General features: G+C 66.9%; 18 protein-coding genes. 9 read left to right on the forward strand and 9 right to left on the reverse strand.

Features of this window, described 5'->3' with window-relative positions:
- Positions 1 to 117 precede the first annotated feature (117 nt).
- Positions 118 to 597: an Lrp/AsnC family transcriptional regulator gene (locus PMES_RS05885; protein WP_159964587.1), complete on the forward strand. Its 480-nt coding sequence runs from the start codon at positions 118 to 120 to the stop codon at positions 595 to 597.
- A 4-nt stretch (positions 598 to 601) separates the two neighbouring features.
- Here the strand turns inward: PMES_RS05885 and PMES_RS05890 are convergent, their stop codons facing one another.
- Together PMES_RS05890 and argH are read right to left on the reverse strand one after the other, a co-directional pair.
- Positions 602 to 742: a hypothetical protein gene (locus PMES_RS05890; RefSeq protein WP_159964588.1), complete on the reverse strand. Its 141-nt coding sequence runs from the start codon at positions 740 to 742 to the stop codon at positions 602 to 604.
- Complete coding sequence (argH, locus tag PMES_RS05895; RefSeq protein WP_159964589.1) at positions 739 to 2,139, reverse strand: argininosuccinate lyase; 1,401 nt, start codon at positions 2,137 to 2,139, stop codon at positions 739 to 741. The genes PMES_RS05890 and argH overlap by 4 nt, the downstream gene beginning before the upstream one ends.
- Before the next feature lie 20 nt (positions 2,140 to 2,159).
- Between argH and PMES_RS05900 the strand changes: the two genes are divergently transcribed.
- The 5 genes from PMES_RS05900 to phbB all read left to right on the forward strand — a co-directional run bounded on the left by PMES_RS05900 (position 2,160) and on the right by phbB (position 6,492).
- A complete protein-coding gene (locus PMES_RS05900) occupies positions 2,160 to 2,774 on the forward strand; it encodes a TlpA disulfide reductase family protein (protein ID WP_159964590.1) in 615 nt (204 codons plus the stop codon).
- 81 nt (positions 2,775 to 2,855) lie between these two features.
- A complete protein-coding gene (locus tag PMES_RS05905; RefSeq protein ID WP_159964591.1) occupies positions 2,856 to 3,296 on the forward strand; it encodes a hypothetical protein in 441 nt (146 codons plus the stop codon).
- A gap of 105 nt (positions 3,297 to 3,401) precedes the next feature.
- Positions 3,402 to 4,247, forward strand: coding sequence for an EAL domain-containing protein (locus tag PMES_RS05910; RefSeq protein ID WP_159964592.1), 846 nt, complete (start codon positions 3,402 to 3,404; stop codon positions 4,245 to 4,247).
- 158 nt (positions 4,248 to 4,405) lie between these two features.
- Positions 4,406 to 5,581 carry an acetyl-CoA C-acetyltransferase gene (locus PMES_RS05915; protein ID WP_159964593.1) on the forward strand — a complete coding sequence of 392 codons (1,176 nt, stop codon included), beginning with the start codon at positions 4,406 to 4,408 and terminating at the stop codon, positions 5,579 to 5,581.
- 188 nt (positions 5,582 to 5,769) lie between these two features.
- Positions 5,770 to 6,492, forward strand: coding sequence for an acetoacetyl-CoA reductase (gene phbB / locus PMES_RS05920; RefSeq protein WP_159964594.1), 723 nt, complete (start codon positions 5,770 to 5,772; stop codon positions 6,490 to 6,492).
- Positions 6,493 to 6,834: 342 nt separating this feature from the next.
- Here the strand turns inward: phbB and PMES_RS05925 are convergent, their stop codons facing one another.
- From PMES_RS05925 to PMES_RS05935, 3 genes are all read right to left on the reverse strand, one after another.
- Positions 6,835 to 7,002, reverse strand: a complete 168-nt coding sequence (locus tag PMES_RS05925; protein WP_159964595.1) for a YdcH family protein — start codon at positions 7,000 to 7,002, stop codon at positions 6,835 to 6,837.
- Between the two features lie 124 nt (positions 7,003 to 7,126).
- Positions 7,127 to 7,909 carry a tRNA1(Val) (adenine(37)-N6)-methyltransferase gene (locus tag PMES_RS05930; protein ID WP_159964596.1) on the reverse strand — a complete coding sequence of 261 codons (783 nt, stop codon included), beginning with the start codon at positions 7,907 to 7,909 and terminating at the stop codon, positions 7,127 to 7,129.
- Positions 7,906 to 8,121, reverse strand: coding sequence for a putative signal transducing protein (locus PMES_RS05935; RefSeq protein ID WP_159964787.1), 216 nt, complete (start codon positions 8,119 to 8,121; stop codon positions 7,906 to 7,908). The genes PMES_RS05930 and PMES_RS05935 overlap by 4 nt, the downstream gene beginning before the upstream one ends.
- Positions 8,122 to 8,175: 54 nt before the next feature.
- Between PMES_RS05935 and PMES_RS05940 the strand changes: the two genes are divergently transcribed.
- The gene (locus tag PMES_RS05940; protein WP_159964597.1) at positions 8,176 to 9,174 is read left to right on the forward strand and encodes a polyprenyl synthetase family protein; all 999 of its coding nucleotides are present in this window, start codon (positions 8,176 to 8,178) and stop codon (positions 9,172 to 9,174) included.
- Between the two features lie 74 nt (positions 9,175 to 9,248).
- Here the strand turns inward: PMES_RS05940 and PMES_RS05945 are convergent, their stop codons facing one another.
- The 3 genes from PMES_RS05945 to PMES_RS05955 all read right to left on the reverse strand — a co-directional run bounded on the left by PMES_RS05945 (position 9,249) and on the right by PMES_RS05955 (position 13,573).
- The gene (locus PMES_RS05945) at positions 9,249 to 10,064 is read right to left on the reverse strand and encodes a 4-(cytidine 5'-diphospho)-2-C-methyl-D-erythritol kinase (RefSeq protein WP_201288968.1); all 816 of its coding nucleotides are present in this window, start codon (positions 10,062 to 10,064) and stop codon (positions 9,249 to 9,251) included.
- A gap of 37 nt (positions 10,065 to 10,101) precedes the next feature.
- Complete coding sequence (locus tag PMES_RS05950) at positions 10,102 to 11,802, reverse strand: tetratricopeptide repeat protein (protein ID WP_159964599.1); 1,701 nt, start codon at positions 11,800 to 11,802, stop codon at positions 10,102 to 10,104.
- A gap of 118 nt (positions 11,803 to 11,920) precedes the next feature.
- The gene (locus tag PMES_RS05955; RefSeq protein WP_159964600.1) at positions 11,921 to 13,573 is read right to left on the reverse strand and encodes an electron transfer flavoprotein-ubiquinone oxidoreductase; all 1,653 of its coding nucleotides are present in this window, start codon (positions 13,571 to 13,573) and stop codon (positions 11,921 to 11,923) included.
- Between the two features lie 370 nt (positions 13,574 to 13,943).
- Between PMES_RS05955 and greA the strand changes: the two genes are divergently transcribed.
- Both greA and PMES_RS05965 read left to right on the forward strand, forming a co-directional pair.
- Positions 13,944 to 14,414, forward strand: a complete 471-nt coding sequence (gene greA / locus PMES_RS05960) for a transcription elongation factor GreA (RefSeq protein WP_159964601.1) — start codon at positions 13,944 to 13,946, stop codon at positions 14,412 to 14,414.
- A gap of 59 nt (positions 14,415 to 14,473) precedes the next feature.
- Entirely contained in the window at positions 14,474 to 15,532 is a 1,059-nt protein-coding gene (locus PMES_RS05965; RefSeq protein ID WP_159964602.1) for a hypothetical protein, read from the forward strand.
- Between the two features lie 141 nt (positions 15,533 to 15,673).
- On the opposite strand, the gene PMES_RS05970 is transcribed toward PMES_RS05965, so the two are convergent.
- Positions 15,674 to 18,307, reverse strand: coding sequence for a TIGR02302 family protein (locus PMES_RS05970; RefSeq protein WP_159964603.1), 2,634 nt, complete (start codon positions 18,305 to 18,307; stop codon positions 15,674 to 15,676).
- Positions 18,308 to 18,324 lie beyond the last annotated feature (17 nt).

The raw sequence follows: 18,324 nt of genomic DNA on the forward strand, positions 1-18,324 counted from the left end.
GACAGACTTCAGTAGATGTGATGGGGGTATGATGCATCGGGCGCGCCGCGCATTGATTGAAAAATGGTGGCGACCCTGCCCGGATCGCGGTAAATCCTTGCTCCAGTCAGGGATAGAATGGGAAAATCTTGCGTGGTTTCGCAAATTGATGAAACGGACCGGCGCCTGATCGCGGCGATACAGAAGGCAGGGCGGGCGACCAATGCGGAGCTCGGCGCGATGGCCGGTGTCTCGCCCTCCTCGTGTCATCGGCGCATTGCGCGGCTGGAGGCGATCGGCGTGATCCAAGGCTATGCCGGGGTGATCGACCGGCGCGCGGTCGGGTTGGCCGCCACCGTCTTTGTCGAGATCACCCTCTCGACCCAGGCCGATGACGTGCTTGATGCGTTCGAGCGGGAGGTGGCGCGCATCCCCGAAGTGCTCGAATGTCACCTGATGGCGGGAACGGCGGATTTCCTGCTCAAGGTGGTGGCCGCCGATACCGATGATTTCGCCCGCATTCACCGTGCCAATCTCGCGCGTCTGCCGGGCGTCGCGCAGATGCAGTCGAGCTTTGCCCTGCGCTCGGTGCGCGAGAGCCTCGCCGTGCCGCTCTGAGCGTTCAGAGCGTTTCCGTCACCCGGATGACCGCCTCTTCGGGGGCGGGGGGGACGGCGGGGACGGGCGCGCCGTCGGCGCCGCATCCCTGCAACAGAAGGGCGGCGAGGAGCAGGGCGGGCGCAGCGGCCGGGGGCATGGTCATGCCCGGCCCTTCTGCATCTCGCGCCACCGGGCGATCTGGCGGCGCACCTGCTCCGGCGCGGTGCCGCCATGCGAGGTGCGGCTGCGCACCGAGTTCTCGACCCCCAGCACCGAGAAGACATCCTGCGTGATCGCGGCATTCACCGCCTGCATCTCCTCAAGGGAAAGATCGGGGAGATCGCATCCCTTCGCCTCCGCCCTCGCGACCAGCGCGCCGGTTGCGTGATGGGCATCGCGGAACGGCAGGCCTGCCTCGCGCACCAGCCAATCCGCGAGATCCGTCGCGGTCGAGAAGCCGCTGCCGGCGGCCTTGGCGAGCGCCGCGCGATTGGCGCTCATGTCACCGATCATCCCGGTCATCGCGGCCAAGGCCAGCATCAGCGTATCGGCTGCGTCGAAGACCTGCTCCTTGTCTTCCTGCATGTCCTTGGAATACGCGAGCGGCAATCCCTTCATCACCGTCAGCAGCGCCACGTTCGCGCCCACGATGCGGCCGATCTTGGCGCGGATGAGCTCGGCGGCATCCGGGTTCTTCTTCTGCGGCATGATCGAGCTGCCGGTGGAGAAGCGGTCCGACAGGGAGACGAAACGGAACTGCGCGGAGGACCAGATCACGAGCTCTTCGGCCAGGCGGCTCAGATGCATGGCGCAGATCGAGGCCGCGGCGAGGAATTCGAGGGCGAAATCGCGATCCGAAACCGCGTCGAGCGAGTTTGCCATGGGCCGATCGAAGCCCAGCGCCCGCGCCGTCATCTCCCGGTCGATCGGAAAACCGGTGCCGGCCAGGGCGGCCGCGCCGAGCGGGCTTTCGTTCATCCGGCGCCGCGCATCGACGAGCCGGCCGCGATCGCGGGCGAACATTTCCACATAAGCCATCATGTGGTGGCCCCAGGTGACGGGCTGCGCGGTCTGCAGGTGGGTGAAGCCGGGCATGACCCAGTCGGCACCCTGCTCGGCCTGATCGAGGAGCGCCGCGATCAGCGCGTCGAGACCTGCGATCGCCGCATCGCACTGATCGCGCGTCCAGAGCCGGAAATCGGTCGCCACCTGGTCGTTGCGCGACCGGGCGGTGTGCAGCCGTCCGGCCGCGTCGCCGATCAGCGCCTTGAGCCGCGCCTCGACATTCATGTGGATATCCTCGAGCGCCGCCGAGAAAGCGAACTCTCCCGCCTCGATCTCTGACAAGACCGTGAGCAGACCTTCCCGGATCGCCTCCACATCGCTACGCTCCACGATGCCCGTCTCCGCAAGCATGGCGGCATGGGCGCGTGAGCCGGCGATATCCTGCGGCGCAAGGCGCCGGTCATAGGAGATCGACGCATTGATCGCCTCCATGATGGCGTCGGGTCCGGCGGCGAAACGTCCGCCCCACATCGCGTTGGAAGTCTTGTCAGTCATGGGGCGCTCCCGGAGGAATGATGAAAAAGATCGAACTTGCCGTTCTCTATATGGCCATCGGGCTTGGTGCAAATCTCGCCGTCAGCGGGCAGGGCGCCGCCGGCGACGCATCCGCGAAGACGGAGGCACCCGCCGGCCCCTCCATCGATGTGCCGGCGCTCGAGGCGCTGCGCGAGGGCAGCATGAAGAAGCTGATCTTTCATTCGGAGCCGCGGGCGGTCTCGCAGGAGCCCTTCGAGGATGCGCAAGGCGAGACGCGCAGGCTCGGCGACTGGTCAGGCAAGCCCGTCCTGGTCAATTTCTGGGCGACCTGGTGCGCGCCCTGCAGGACCGAGATGCCGCTTCTGGACGCGCTTCAGGCCGAGTTCGGCGGGGAGGGGTTCGATGTGGTGACGATCGCCACGGCCCGCAGCGCGCCGGGCGGCGTCGACGCCTTCTTCGCCGATGCCGGGCTCGCGCATCTGGAGAAGTTCTACGATGCCGATCAGGCCCTCGCACGGGACATGGCGGTTCTGGGCCTGCCGGTCACCTTGCTGCTCGATGCCGAGGGCCGGGAGATCGCGCGGATGCAGGGTGATGCCGATTGGTTCGGAGAGAGCGCGAAAGCTATTGTTGCGCAACTCATGGAATACTGATGGACATCACAAACATCCTTAAGTAGATATTTTGTCTAAGTTCTTTTGACCTGACCCTCTCACTAAGGGGAAAGAGTAAGCTTGGGCGAAGCTGTCTGCATATTGCGTGCGCGCAAGCTCGTCTTCGTGCGCTATTTCGGGTCTTACGCAGTGCCCGATCTGCTGCGCGTTTTCGACCGCATCACGTATCACCCCGATCATGTGCCCGATCTCGACCTGCTGCACGATCTGCGGGGGATAACCGATATCTCCATCTCCGATGGCGATCTGGGGCAGTTGGCAAGCATGGCCAAGGGCCACTATGCGCGGCGTACGAACACGTGTCGAACGGCGCTTCTCGCGTCCCGTCCCTCGGTCCTGCAAGGCGCCCGGGCCTTCGAGAGGCTCGTGGCGGATAATCCTCTGGTGGACCTGCGCAGCTTCGACCAGGAGGGCGAAGCGCTGCGGTTCCTGGGGATCGAGGACATGGCACAGCTCTTCTTTGGCAGCAGCGCCGCCGCTGCCGAGGGACACCTGCGCTGACGGCGTGGGCGCAATTCCCGCGGATAAGAAACAAATCCCCGGTTTAAGCTCCCGTTAAGGCGCGGCGTGGCACCAGAGGACGGTGCCGCGAGGGAGCTTGGAATAATGGGACTGGACCGAACCGAAGACCTTGGAGGATACCAACCGGAGCTGGGTGATCCGCTGAGCATTGCGATCAATCTCCGCGACCGGTCGATCCTGCGCACCGTCGAGCGCGCCGTGACGGAGCGCAACGTGATGCTGGCTTTCCAGCCCGTCGTGCCAGCCAGCCGGCCGGAACGACCGGTCTTCTACGAGGGATTGATCCGCATCCTGGACGATAACGGTCGAATCGTCCCGGCGCGCGATTTCATCGGCGCGGTGGAGACGTTGGAGCTGGGCCGGCAGATCGACTGCCTCTCGCTCGAGGCGGGCCTCAAGCTCCTTCAGGAGCGTCCGCGCCTGCGCCTGTCGATCAACATGTCTGCCCGCTCGATCGGCTATCCCGACTGGACGCGGGTGCTCGATACCGCGCTTGCCGCGGATCCCTCGATCGGAGAGCGCCTCATCCTCGAGATCACCGAAAGCTCGGCCATCCTGATGCCCGACATGGTGCAGGTCTTCATGAACCGCCTGCAGAATCAGGGCATAAGCTTTGCGATCGACGATTTCGGCTCCGGCTATACCTCGATGCGGTACCTCAAGGATCTCTATTTCGACATTCTCAAGATCGACGGACAGTTCATCAGGGGCATCGCCCGCTCGCCGGACAACCAGGCCGTGGTCAAGGCGTTGGTCTCGATCGGGCGGCATTTCGACATGGTCACCATCGCCGAATTCGTCGAGACCGGCGAGGACGCGCAATATCTGCGGCAGATCGGCGTCGATTGTCTGCAAGGCTATTATTTCGGTGCACCGACGATCCGCCCGCGCTGGGAGCCCTGCAACAACGCGCGAAAGAAGGCTGGCTGATACCGCCCGGATGCCGCCCGAGGCATGTTTCATGCCGGAACGAGCGTGCATTGTGCTTTTCAAAACATCCCCCTAGTCTCGACAGTAACGGCGTCGAAAACCGGTTAATTGACTGGTTTTCGGCACGCTCGAGCTGACAGATCAGGGAGAAATGTCACATGACCAATGTCGTTATCGCATCCGCCGCACGGACCGCGGTCGGAAGTTTCGGCGGGGCCTTCGCCGCGACACCGGCCCATGACCTCGGCAAGGCGGTGCTTGAGGAGCTGGTGGCACGGGCCGGCATCGACAAGGCCGACGTCTCGGAGACGATCCTGGGTCAGGTGCTGACCGGAGGGCAGGGCCAGAACCCTGCGCGGCAGGCCCATGTGAACGCCGGTCTTCCCGTCGAGAGCGCCGCCTGGGGCATCAACCAGGTCTGCGGCTCGGGCTTGCGGGCCGTCGCCCTTGGCGCGCAGCATATCCTGCTCGGCGACGCGGACGTGGTCGCGGCGGGCGGCCAGGAAAACATGAGCATGAGCCCCCATGTCGCCAACCTGCGCCAAGGCCACAAGATGGGCGACATGAAATTCATCGATTCGATGATCAAGGACGGCCTGTGGGATGCCTTCAACGGATATCACATGGGACAGACCGCCGAGAACGTCGCCGAAAAATGGCAAATCAGCCGCGAGGCGCAGGACCGCTTTGCCGTGGCCAGCCAGAACAAGGCGGAAGCCGCCCAGAAAGCGGGCCGTTTCGACGACGAGATCGTCCCCTTCACCGTGAAGACGCGCAAGGGCGATGTCACGGTGGACAAGGACGAATACATTCGTCACGGCGCCACCATGGAAGCGATGCAGAAGCTTCGTCCCGCCTTTACCAAGGATGGCTCGGTCACGGCGGCGAACGCCTCCGGCATCAACGACGGTGCGGCAGGTGTGCTGCTGATGAGTGCGCAGAATGCCGAGAAACGCGGAATCGAGCCGCTGGCGCGGATCGTCTCCTATGCGACGGCGGGGCTCGACCCGTCGATCATGGGCGTTGGACCGATCCATGCGAGCCGCAAGGCGCTCGAAAAAGCCGGCTGGAAGCCCGAGGATCTCGATCTCGTCGAAGCGAATGAAGCCTTCGCCGCGCAGGCCTGCGCCGTTAACAAGGACATGGGCTGGAACCCCGAGATCGTGAACGTCAATGGCGGCGCGATCGCCATCGGTCACCCCATCGGCGCTTCCGGCGCGCGTGTGCTCAACACCCTGCTCTTCGAGATGCAGCGGCGCGGCGCGAAGAAGGGTCTGGCGACGCTGTGCATCGGTGGCGGGATGGGCGTTGCCATGTGCGTCGAGCGGGGGTGACGCCCCGCCCAGCGCGGCCATGACGAAACGCGGTCATGGAATGCGGCGCTCCGGGGGGGCTTTCGATCCGCCGCACCGCACATCATTCCATACCGCATCGCGGATCGCGCGGACCCCGCAGGAGGGCGGGGCTGTGCATCACGATCACACTGCACGTCACGAACCAAAGCACAGGAGGAGGAATCATCATGTCCAGAGTGGCACTCGTAACCGGGGGATCGCGCGGGATCGGCGCCGCCATCAGCAAGTCGCTGAAGGATGCCGGCTATACCGTCGCGGCGAATTACGCTGGCAACGACGACGCGGCCCGCTCGTTCACGGAAGAGACGGGGATCAAGACCTACAAATGGTCGGTTGCCGATTACGATGCCTGCAAGGCGGGGGTCGAGCAAGTGGAATCCGAGCTTGGCCCGATCGACGTGCTGGTCAACAATGCCGGCATCACGCGGGACGCCCCTTTCCACAAGATGACCCCGCAGCAGTGGAAAGAGGTCATCGACACGAACCTGACGGGCGTGTTCAACATGACCCACCCGGTCTGGCCGGGGATGCGTGAGCGCAAGTTCGGGCGGATTGTCATCATCAGCTCGATCAACGGTCAGAAGGGACAGTTCGCCCAGGTGAACTATGCCGCATCGAAGGCGGGGGATCTCGGGATCGTCAAATCCCTGGCCCAGGAGGGTGCCCGCGCCGGCATCACCGCGAATGCGGTCTGCCCCGGTTACATCGGGACGGACATGGTGATGGCGGTCCCCGAAAAGGTCCGCGAGAGCATCATCGCGCAGATCCCGGCAGGGCGGCTTGGTGAGCCGGAGGAGATCGCGCGCTGCGTCACCTTCCTCGTGTCGGATGATGCGGGTTTCATCAATGGCTCGACGATTTCGGCCAATGGCGGACAGTTCTTCGTCTGAGCGGCGGATTCTTGTGCGACCCAACCCGGAGGGGCCGCTTGTCGGCCCCTCTTCGCGTTATCCAGCAGTCCAGATCAGGGCCACGGCGCCAAGGCCTGATGCCACGGTGGCTGGCTGCCGTTGGTATATACCGGGACTGTGTGATTGCATGCGGAGCGGGCCGTGTCGCCTGCCGGGCGAAGGCGGCATCCTTGAAGGGCAGGACGCCGCCTTGCATGCGGCCTCGGGCACGACCGCCCCGGCATCGCGTGCGCTGAACCAACGCATGCCGGGGCAGTTCCGCCCTTCAGATCGGGCGGCTGTCAGGGGTCGGGTCGGACATATGGCCGCCCCGACCGGGCATCAATGATGCTGAAGCCGTTCGATCTGCTCCTTGATGCGGAGCTTTTTCTTCTTGAGTTCCGCAATCTGGCTGTCGCTGCTTCCCGGGCTTCGCTGCGCGATCTCGACCATCTCCGAGAGGGATTGATGTTTCTTTCGGAGTTCCTGCACATGTGAACTCAAGCTCATCGTGTTCCTCCTTTTTTGCTGCTGTGGGAGGGATTGCAGCACGTTTCGCGCGTTCTGTCACCTGTCCGAAACGGTAGTAGGTCAAATGCAACCTATTTTCGCCTGCCAGGGAGCGGTGCGCCGCTCAGTTTGACGGCAGTTCTGCGGCATCACGCAGCACCGCGCGGATCGCCGGGGTGTAATCCTCGCCATCGGCGCCGTGATGCGTCCCGGCATGGAGAATTAGCGGGGCGGCAATCCGCAGGGCCGCCCGCCCGCCCTTGATGGCGCTCATGAGGACCAAACGGGCGGGGCGTCCCTCGCGCGGATGAAGGCTGCGGATGGTGATGCTGCCCACGCGTCCGTGGCATGCGGCCAGCAGGCCGGGGAGCTGCTCTGCCCTGTGGATCACGCCGAGCCGTCCACGTGGTGCCAGGCGCCGTGCCGCCACCGCGACCCAATCGGCGAGGGGGGTGGACTCGCCAAGGGCGATTTCCCGGCCGGGGTCCTCGGCGCGGGTGCCCGAGCCTCGATCGAAATAGGGCGGATTGAACATCACGTGATCATAGCGCTCTGCCCGGATGGCAGCGGGCAGGGCGGCAAGGTCGGCGGTCTCGATCCTGGCGGCGAGCGCGTTCGCGGCGGCATTGCGTCGCGCAAGCTCGGCATAGACCGGTTGCAGCTCGACGCCGGTCAGCTCCAGCCCCTCGATCCGGCGCCCGAGGCACAAGAGCGCCGTGCCGGCGCCGCAGCCAAGCTCCAGGACGCTCTGCCCGGCACGTGCGGGCACGCTCGCGGCGAGCAGGACCGGATCGATACCGGCGCGGTAGCCGTTGAGCGGCTGCTCGATCGTGACCCGCCCGCCCAGGAAGGCATCACGGCCCGTTGCCCCCGAATCGCCCGGCGATGCCGGGACGGGATCGCTCATCGCCCGAGGTCGATCAGGTTGTCGCGCAGCGCCCGCTCGGCGGACGGCAAGTCGGCCTCGCGAACCATCAGCCGCCGTGGCAAAACCCCGATCGAGCCTTCGAGAACGCTCATATGGACGTCCATTTCAAAGCAATCTATACCCTCACCCTGAAGGATGGCCTTGGCAAAGGCGATCTGTGTGGGGTCACTGCTGCGCATCAATTCCTTCATGAGCGGACTAAAGGACAAGCCGCCGGCTTTGTCGAGCAATCAGACGGACGCGTGATGAATATCGAGACAGTCCCCGCCAAGCCGCATGAACGCCTTGCCGAAGCTCTCTCGGAGCCCCTCGCCCGGGTGGACGCCCTGATCCGGGAGCGGATGGCGTCGCAGCACGCGCCACGCATTCCGGAGGTTACCGATCACCTCATCGGGGCAGGGGGAAAGCGTATCCGTCCGATGCTGACGCTCGCGGCGGCGCGGCTCTGCGGCTACGAAGGGCCGCATGATGTCAGGCTCGCCGCGACGGTCGAGTTCATCCATACCGCGACGCTGCTTCATGACGACGTGGTCGATGAGAGCCAGCGCCGGCGCGGCCGCCCCACGGCGAACCTGCTGTGGGACAACAAGTCGAGCGTTCTGGTCGGCGACTACCTCTTTGCCCGCTCGTTCCAGCTGATGGTCGAGACCGGATCGCTCAGGGTGCTCGACATTCTCGCGAATGCCTCCGCCACGATCGCGGAGGGCGAGGTGCTGCAGTTGAGCGCCTCGCGCGATCTGCGGACCGGACCGCAGACATATCTGCAGATCGTACGGGGCAAGACGGCTGCGCTCTTCTCGGCGGCGACCGAGGCGGGCGGTGTGATCGCCGGCGCTTCCGAGGAGCATGTGGCCAGCCTGCATGTCTATGGCGATGCGCTCGGGATCGCCTTCCAGATGGTCGACGACCTGCTCGACTGGATGGGCGGCGAGGCGACGGGAAAGAATGTCGGCGACGATTTCCGCGAGCGCAAGCTGACGCTGCCGCTGATCCACGCGATCGCGGCCGCGGATGAGCAGGAGCGTGCGTTCTGGGTCAGGACGATCGAGAAGGGACGGCAGCAGGAGGGCGATCTGGAGATCGCGCGCGAGTTGCTGCAACGGCACGGCGCGCTTGAGCGCACCCGTCAGGAGGCCCTCGACTGGAGCGCGCGGGCGCAGGCCGCATTGCGCAAGTTGCCCGATGCGCCGCTGCGGGACATGCTGCAGGATCTTGCGGATTTCGTGGTTTCGCGGGTGAGCTGAGACCCGGCTTCGATCTGCGCGCCCTGCGGGCGCGGGCCTTCGGCGAAGGTATTTTCGGCGAAGATGAAAACGCCCTAGCGAAGGGCGGCCGTCCACCAGCCGGGATGTTTGCGCGTGATGGCCCCGGCGGCATCCGCGCATGCGCCCGCATTCGCGAAAAGGCCGAAGCAGGTGGCGCCCGATCCCGACATGCGCGCCAAGAGGCATCCGCGCGCGGCGCGCAGGGCATCGAGCGCGTCGCCGATCACCGGTGCCATCTGGCGCGCCGGTGCTTCGAGGTCGTTGCGTGTATCCCTTGCGAGAAACGCGGCCAGGGCGGCTGCATCGCCGAAGTCCGGCAGATGGTCGGGCAGGGCGCCGCCATCGCGGCGCTCGAGGGCGGCAAAGACTCGCGGGGTCGAGAGGGGGATGCCCGGATTGACGAGGCACAGCTCCAGCGCCGGAACCGCGAAAGGATCGAGCCGCTCGCCGATCCCGCGCATCCGCGCCGGAAGGGATGCCATGCAGACCGGCAGATCGGCACCAAGAGCCTGCAGGTCTGCGGGAATCGGGCGGCCGGTGAGCCGGGCGAGGGCGCGCAGCGCGGCAGCGGCATCTGCCGACCCCCCGCCGATGCCGGCCGATGCCGGCAGGTGCTTGTCGAGCGTCAGATGCGCAGGCGGGCCGCCCATCAGGCGCGCGGCCCTCAGCACCAGGTTTTCCTCTCCGGCGGGGATCCCGGCAGCGCGCGGTCCCGTCACGGACAGGGACCACTCCTTCGCGGGTCTTGCCGTGACGGTGTCGCCCGGCCCGGCGAAGATCACGAGACTGTCGAGCAGGTGATAGCCGTCGGCGCGGCGGCCGGTGACATGCAGGGCGAGGTTGATCTTTGCCGGGGCCCGTTCCGTCACCGCGCCGGCGAGGCGCGCGTCCCCGGCGCCCCGCGGCTCACTCATCGGCGAGGTTGAGCGGGTCGGCGCCTTCTTCTTCGAGTACCTTGTCGAGACCGCGCTCCAGCTTGGCCCTGATACGATCGGGATCGATCTCGTCGTTTTCGTCGTTCTCCACGAAGCTGAGCGCGCGGCTCCACTGGAAGCGGGCCTCGAGCTTGCGGCCGACGGCCCAGTAGACATCGCCCAGATGGTCGTTGACCACCGGATCGACGGGCATCAGCTCGACCGCGCGCTCCATCGGCTCCACGGCATCCTGGTATCGTCCGAGCCTGTAGAACACCCATCCGAGACTGTCGGTGATGTAGCCCGAATCGGGCATTTCGGCGACGGCCTGCTCGATCATCGACAGGGCGGTGTCGAGCTTCTCGCCGCGCTCGACATAGGAATATCCCAGGTAGTTGAGAACTTGCGGCTGGCCGGGGCGCAGTTCCAGCGATTTGAGGAAATCGGCCTCGGCGCCTGTCCAGTTGTCGGTGCGCTCGCGCGCGATGGCCCGGGCGAAGTAGACGACCCACTGGCTCTCGGCATCCGTGTCGAAGAGCTCGATCGCCGCGTCATAGGCCGTGATCGCCTCGGCATGGCGGCCCGATTCGCGCAGTGCGTCGCCCAGCGAGACCTGGATCATCGAATTGTCCGGGCGCATCCGTGCCAGTTGCCGCACGACCTCGATCGCCGTGTCCTCGCGGCCGGATTTGCGCAAGACCTCGGCGCGGCCCATCTCGGCGGCGATGAAGGCGGGATGATCGGACGGAACGGCGCCATAGGCCTCGATCGCCAGTTCGTATTGCTCGAGCCGATCGAGAAGCGCGGCCACGAGCAGCGTCGCCTCGATGTGATCGGGGCGCATGTATTGCGACATGCGTGCATAGATCAGCGTATAGGCTGGCCCGCTCTCGTTCGCGAGCGCGTTGGCGATGGAGAAGAGCACCTCGGCAAGGCCGTCCTTCGCATCGGCGGTCACGGTGTAGTCGAGCGTCTCGCCGGCTTCCAGCCGGGCGCGAAGATCACCGAGGATCGGATCGACATCCTCGCCGAAGCCCTCCTCGATCTTCGAGAGCGCCGCGTCGTTGCGCCCCAGTTGGCTGAGGATCTGGGCATGGGCCATGATGCCGCGGCGGTCCAGTTGCAGCGCCTGCGCGTCGGTGATGACCGCGTCGGCCTCCTGGAAGCGGCCGAGGGCGGCGAGGGCGAGGGCCTTGTGATAGATGCCGAAGGCTTCCACGCCGCGCGCGGCGGCCACTTCCTCGAAAGCCGCGATCGCCGCATCGCCGTCCCCCGTGCCCACCAACGTCCAGGCGCGCACCAGACCGTCAAAGAGCTCGCCGACGCTCTGGCCCGCGTCGAGCTTCGCCAGCAGCCCGTCGAAATCGCCCTCGTGGGCGTATCGCGACAGGGTGAGCATGTTCGCGATCTGGCTGCCCGGCTTGACCTCGATGATCTGCGAGGCGACGGTGATGGCCTCCTGGATCTTGCCCAGTCCGATATAGGCGGTGAGCGCACCTTCCATCAGGTCGGTATTCTCGCGATCCTCGCTCATGGCGCGCACGTAGTAGCGCACCGCCTCGCGGAAGTCGTTCTGGATCGTCGCCTGGCGTGCGGCGAGATAAGGCCCTGCCGCCTCCTCGGCCGCGGCCGGAAGGGCGCCGGCACCGGCGAGCGCCGCGATCAGCAGGAGACGTTTCAGCGAATGGGTCATCGGGTGGCCTTTCTCGAGTCCGGGCGTTCCGCAAACGCTACCCCTCCGGAGCGGGCCGTGCAATCGGCACCCGGCGGATGCCCGCGCCCCCGACAGGTGGGGGCGCGGGCCACGCAGCCTACATGTTGGGGTAGTTCGGCCCGTCACCGCCCTGCGGCACCGTCCACACGATGTTTTGAGACGGATCCTTGATGTCGCAGGTCTTGCAGTGGACGCAATTCTGGAAATTGATCACGAAGCGCGGCTCCTTGCCCTCCTCGGTCACGAACTCGTAGACGCCGGCGGGACAGTAGCGGGCCGAGGGGCCGGCATATCGCGGCAGGTTGACCTCCACCGGCACAGCCGGGTCCTTGAGCCTCAGGTGCGAGGGCTGGCTTTCCTCGTGGTTGGTCATCGAGAAGGAAACGTTGGTCAGGCGATCGAAGCTGAGCTTTCCGTCGGGCTTGGGGTAGTCGATGGGCGCGAAATCCTTGGCCAGGCCCGTCGCCTCGGCATCGGTCTTGCCATGGCGCAGCGTGCCGAGCGGGTTCCACTTCGTCAGGCTTCCGGCCCACATGTCGAAGCCGCCGAGCGCCATGGATGCGCTCAGCCCGTATTTCGACCAGAGCGGCTTGACGTTGCGCACCGGCTTGAGATCCGCCGCGATCGGCCCTTCGCGCACCGCCGCGTCATAGCTCTCGAGCGTGTCGCCGGAGCGGCCCTCCTTGATCGCGGCATGGGCTGCCTCGGCGGCCGCCTTGCCCGAGAGCATCGCGTTGTGGTTGCCCTTGATGCGCGGCACGTTGACCATGCCGGCGGCGCAGCCCAGAAGGGCGCCGCCGGGGAATGCGAGTTTGGGAAGCGACTGCCAGCCGCCCTCGGTGATCGCCCGTGCGCCGTAGGCGACGCGCTTGGCCCCCTTCAGAAGCTCGGCCACGTAGGGGTGATGCTTGAAGCGCTGGAATTCCATGTAGGGGAAGACATGCGGGTTCTCGTAGCCCAGATGCACGACGAAGCCGACATAGACCTGGTTGTTGTCGAGATGGTAGATGAACGAGCCGCCGCCCGCGTTCTTGCCAAGCGGCCAGCCCATCGTATGCACGACGCGGCCCTCGGAATGCTTCTCCGGATCGACCTCCCAGATCTCCTTCATGCCGAGGCCGTATTTCTGCACGTCGCTCGCCGCATCGAGATCGTAGCGGGCGATCGCCTCCTTGCTGAGCGAGCCGCGCACGCCCTCGGCCAGCATCACGTATTTGCCGTGAAGCTCCATCCCCGGCTCGTAGGAGGGGCCGGGGGTGCCATCGGCGTTGCGCCCGAACTCGCCGGCGACCACGCCCTTGAGCGTGCCGTCCTCGGCGAAGACCAGCTCCGAGCAGGACATGCCGGGAAAGATCTCGACGCCGAGCGCCTCGGCCTGCTCGGCCATCCAGCGGCAGACATTGCCCATCGAGACGATGTAATTGCCATGGTTGTTCATCAGCGGCGGCATGGCGAAGTTGGGCACCCTGAGCTTGCCCTGCTCGCCGAGGACGTAGAAGTTGTCCTCCTTGACCGGGACCGTGACCGGCGCGCCCTTCTCCTTCCAGTCGGGGATCAGGGCGTCGAGCCCGCAAGGGTCGAGCACGGCGCCCGACAGGATATGCGCGCCAACCTCCGATCCCTTCTCCAGGACGACGACCTGAGTGTCGGGGTCGAGCTGCTTGAGGCGGATCGCCGCGCTCAGCCCGGCGGGGCCGGCACCGACGATCACGACATCGTATTCCATGGATTCGCGAGTGGTCTCGGTCATGATCTGTCCTTTGTTTCCCGCTGAGCGGCCTATGCAAAGGGTTAGCGAACTGGGCGGGGGGGGGTCAATCGGCATGCGGGCTTGACGGTGCGTGCGGCTGGGCGCGGGCGGGCCCCCGGATGGCGGCCCCCGCTCCGCACCATCCCGGGGTGCCTCTTCGTGCCGGCGGCACATGGGGCGCCGCACGGGACAGCACACGGGGCGGGCGGCGTTCAGGCTTTGACATCCGGCGAGCAGGTCTGGCACATAGTCCGGGAACAAGACCGATCGGCGGGTGTTCGCTTTCCTCTGGCGCGCGCGCCATTGAACCGGCCCGCCGCATTGAGATAACAGCACCCCATCCCCGGATAGCAGCCGAGACAAGCGCGTTATGGACAAGATACCTTTGACCCGCGCGGGCCAGACCGCGCTCAACGAAGAGCTCAAGAAACTCAAGAGCGTCGAGCGGCCCGCGATCATCCGGGCGATCGCCGAGGCGCGCGAGCATGGCGATCTGAGCGAGAATGCCGAATACCACTCCGCCCGCGAGAAGCAGTCCTTCATCGAGGGGCGGATCAAGGAGATCGAAAGCATCCTCAGCCTGGCCGACGTGATCGACACCGCCAAGCTTTCAGGGGCGATCAAGTTCGGCGCGCGGGTGACGCTGGTGGACGAGGATACCGACGAGGAGCGCAGGTTCCAGATCGTCGGAGAGCCCGAGGCCGATATCGAGAACGGCAAGCTCAACCTCAAATCGCCCCTGGCGCGCGCCTTGATCGGCAAGGAGGAGGGCGACAGCGTCGAGGTGCGCACGCCCGGCGGTCAGAAGAGCTACGAGATCCTGAGCATCGAATACAGCTGACGGGCGCACGCGCCGCGCCATGCCCCAAGGCCCAGAGCCCAATCCAGGAAAGATCACCAATGGTCGATCGCGACAATGACCGCATCGCTTCGGCGGGCCCGTTCGGCACCCCCGGACACGGCCCCGAGGACCGTGCACCATGGACAGCGGCGCTGGTCGCGGCGGCGGTCTGGATGGTGCTTGTCGGCGGAGCCTTCATCTTCCTGGGCAGCGGGGCGGAGCCCGAGGCGCCGTTCTCCCTGCTGCGAGCCGCGGGCGTCGCGGCGGTGATCGTGCTCCCGCCGGTCCTGGGAGTGCTGCTGGCTCTGGCGATTCACATGGTCCAGCGTCTCGACCAGATGAGCGACCGTCTGGCGGCACTGCCGGGCCTGCCCGGCGCGGCTGGTAGCGGACGCGGCACATCGCCCGCCGAACTGGCGGCAAAGCTCGATCGCCTGCTCGACGGGCAGCGCCGCCTCGATGGCGTTCTGGCCCGCGGCGCCGCACCGCGGGCCGAGCCGTCTCCCGCCACCGAGCCCTCCGTGCTCAGGCAGCCTTCGAGCCCGGCACCGCGCAAGCCGGCGGCAGGCACCGCGCCTGCGGAACGCGAGACGGCGCCGCGCGACCCGGCGGCCCGCGGCGACGCGGTGCAGGAGCCCTCCGGGCAGCCCCTGAGCTTCGAGGATTTCGTGACGGCCCTCCAGTTTCCCGCCGATGCGCAGGACAAGGAAGGTTTCAAGGCGTTGCGCCGCGCCCTGCACGACCAGAAGGCGTCACAGCTCGTAACGGCCGCGCAGGACATCCTGACACTGCTGAGCCAGGATGGCATCTACATGGACGAGATGCGCCCCGAATCGGCTTCGCCCGCGCAATGGCGCATCTTCGCCGAAGGCGGACGCAGCCCCGAGATCGAAGCCATCGGCACGGTCGCCAACGAAGAGGCACTGGACCGGATCGCCGATCGAATGCGCCAGGACACGATCTTCCGCGATGCGGCGCATCACTTCCTGCGCCTCTTCGATCACATCTTCTCCGAGATCGCCCCGGATCTTGGCGACGAGGATGTGGCCGCGCTGCTCGAGACGCGCACGGCGCGGGCCTTCATGCTGCTGGGCCGCGCGGCGGGCACTTTCGACTAGGCGCAAGCACCGGATTGGCCCAACTTCCAACGGCCTGCTAACCTGCTGACCTAGTCCTTACGCCTCGTCTTTGCCGCGCCGCTGCCCATGCCGGTCCATGCGCGCGCAGGGGCTGGCATGGGCACATGATCGTCCCACCCGTCAGAACCGGTCGAGAAGCCGCCGCAGGTAGTCGCGTTCCTCTTCGGGGCGGATCTGCTCGCCGGATCTACGCCGGATCTCATCGAGCAGTTCCTCGGCGCGGCGATAGACATCCTCGCCCTGCAGGAGCTGCTGATCGGTTCCGCTCTGGCCCTGCGAGCCCGATTCACGGCCCAGCGGATCGCGCCGGCTGCCATCGATATCGCCCCGCATTCCGGCCTGTCCCTGACCGCCTTCCTGTCCCGGCGCACCTTCGCCCTGCGCCATTGCCTCGTCGAGGCTGCGCATGCCCTCGCGCAGGGCCTCCATCGCGTCGGATTGGCGATCGAGCGCGCCGGGAATGTCATCGGCGCGAAGCGCCTCCTCGGCGCCGTCCATCGCCGTGCCCGCACGTCCCAGCGCATCGCGCGCCGCGTCACCCTCCTGCGTGCCGGCGCCGGGCAGCGTCTGTCTCTGCCGGTCGAGCTCGCGGCGCAGCGCCTGCTGGCGGTCCGCGATGCCCGGCTGCGCACCGGTGCCGCCCTGACCCGTGCCGCTCCGATCCCCGTCCCGACCCGCGCCTTGGCCCTGACCTTGGCCCTCTCCCTGGCCGGCCGCACCCTGATCGCCCGGCTCCATGCCGTCCTGGCCCCCGCCGCCTTGCGGGTTCTGGCCCGGCGGAGTGCCGGTGCCGTCCTGGTTGAACCGCTCCTGCAGATCGCGGAAGGCATCGTCGCTCAGCTCCTGCTGCTGGCGCAGCGTCTCGCGCAAATCCTGCATCGCTTGCTGGCCCTGTCCCTGGCCATCGCCCTGCTGGCCAGTCTCGCCGCCCTGGCCCTGGGCGACCTGCATGTTCTCCATCATCTGGGCGAGCTGATCGAGAAGGCGCTGGGCCTCTTCCATGCGGCCCTGCTCCATCAATTCCTGGATGCGGTCGAGCATCTGCTGAAGCTGATCGCCGGTGATCTCCTCGCTCTCGGCCTGCGCCTGCTGGCTGTCCTGCGCCTCGGCGCGTTCGGCGAGCTGCTCCATATAGGCATCCGTGGCCGCCCGCAGCTCATCCATCAGCTCGGCGATCTCCGCCGGGCTCGCGCCGTTCTGCATCGCTTCGCTCAGCCGCTCTTGCGCCCGCCGCAACCGATCGCGCGCATCCGAAAGGTCGCCGAACTCGAGACGGTCGGCGATCTGCCAGAGCTCCTCGGCGATCTCTTCCTGCAGCTCCCGCGGCAACGCCCCGGCGGCGATCCCCGCCTCGAGCCGGCGGATCGCGACGCGCAGACGCAGGTATAGCGCGTCATCGCTGAAGAGCGTGTCAGGGTTCCACGACACGGCGCGCAGGATCGCCGCGACACGCGCCCCGTTGGACCGCGCCCAGAGCAGGTCGCGGCGCTGCTCGATCACCGCCTGCGCCAGCGGGTCGAAGAATCGCTGTCCGGCAAGCGGTGTCTCCACCGGCTCCGAAAGACCGCTCTGTCCCGCGCCGTCCCGCGCCTCGTAGGTGATCCGCACGGGCAGGTTGGCCCATGGATGCTTGCCGAATTCCTCGATCAGGGTTTCCGCGATCTTGGTCCGGCTTCCCGCGATCGGCATCGGCAGATCGACGGTCAGGGGCGCGCGCTCATCGGGGGCGGCGGCGAGCCCATGACGGCGGTCGACCGCGTCAAGGTCGAGGGTGATTACCGCCTGTCCCCCCTCAACGCCGTAATCGTCGCTTGCGGTGAAGGCTTGCCGGAACGTGCCGCCCGCGGCGCGCTCGACGGGTCCGGCGGCGGCGATGCGGGGCGCGGCATCGGCGCGGGCCACGATGTCGAAACCGCGACCGCCGGGCCCGTCGATGCGCAGGGTTCCGCTCTGCGCGATCTCGAAGCTCTGCTCGGCATCGGCCGCGCTTCCCGCGTCGCCCGTCCGGCCCGAGACGGTTTCGGCAACCGTCAGCGCGCCGATCTCGCCATAGAGCCGCAGCGTGACCTCGCTGCCCTGCGGCACCTCGACCGGATTCTTGCCCAGATCACCAAGATAGAGGCCGGGTCGCCCGGTATGGGCCGGAGGCTCGATCCATCCCTCCCAGGAGGGCCCCGCGGCCTGTGCGCCGCCCGCGCCCGGTCCGGCCATTCCGGCGATGTTGGCGATCTGCATCACCGAGCCGAAGAGGAGCGCGATCACGAAGCACAAGAGCGCGACGTAGCGCAGGGCGAAGGGGTCGCGCGCCGCAAGCCGCAGATCCGGACGCACCGGGGCGGCCGCGTGCAAACGCCGCGCCATGCGGTCCTGATGCGCCCGCCACAGGGCCGCGGAGGCCGGGTCGGCGGCGCCCGCGGCCTGTGCGTCGGTGAGCGCGGTGATGGGCCGCCCCGCCATGGTGCGGTCGAGCCGGTCGAGCGCCTCGGCATGGCTGGGCCAGGAGAACCGGCGCAGGCCGCGCCAGAGCGTCCAGAAAAGGGCGACCACCGTCAGCACGGCCAGGGTCCAGCCCGCCTCGAGCGGCAGCGCCGTGGGCAGGCCGAACATCAGCGCGGCCAGCGCGGCGATCAGCAGCGACCAGAACGGCCAGAAGCCATAGGTGATCCGCTCGGCAAGCATCCCGGCACGGGTCAGCGCGACGGGACGGCGCAACGCCCTGTTGGCATCGTCGGAAAGGCGGAGCTTTGGGATCATGAACCTCTGCGCTTTCG

The organism is Profundibacterium mesophilum KAUST100406-0324, from assembly GCF_009835145.1.
Taxonomy (GTDB): domain Bacteria; phylum Pseudomonadota; class Alphaproteobacteria; order Rhodobacterales; family Rhodobacteraceae; genus Profundibacterium; species Profundibacterium mesophilum.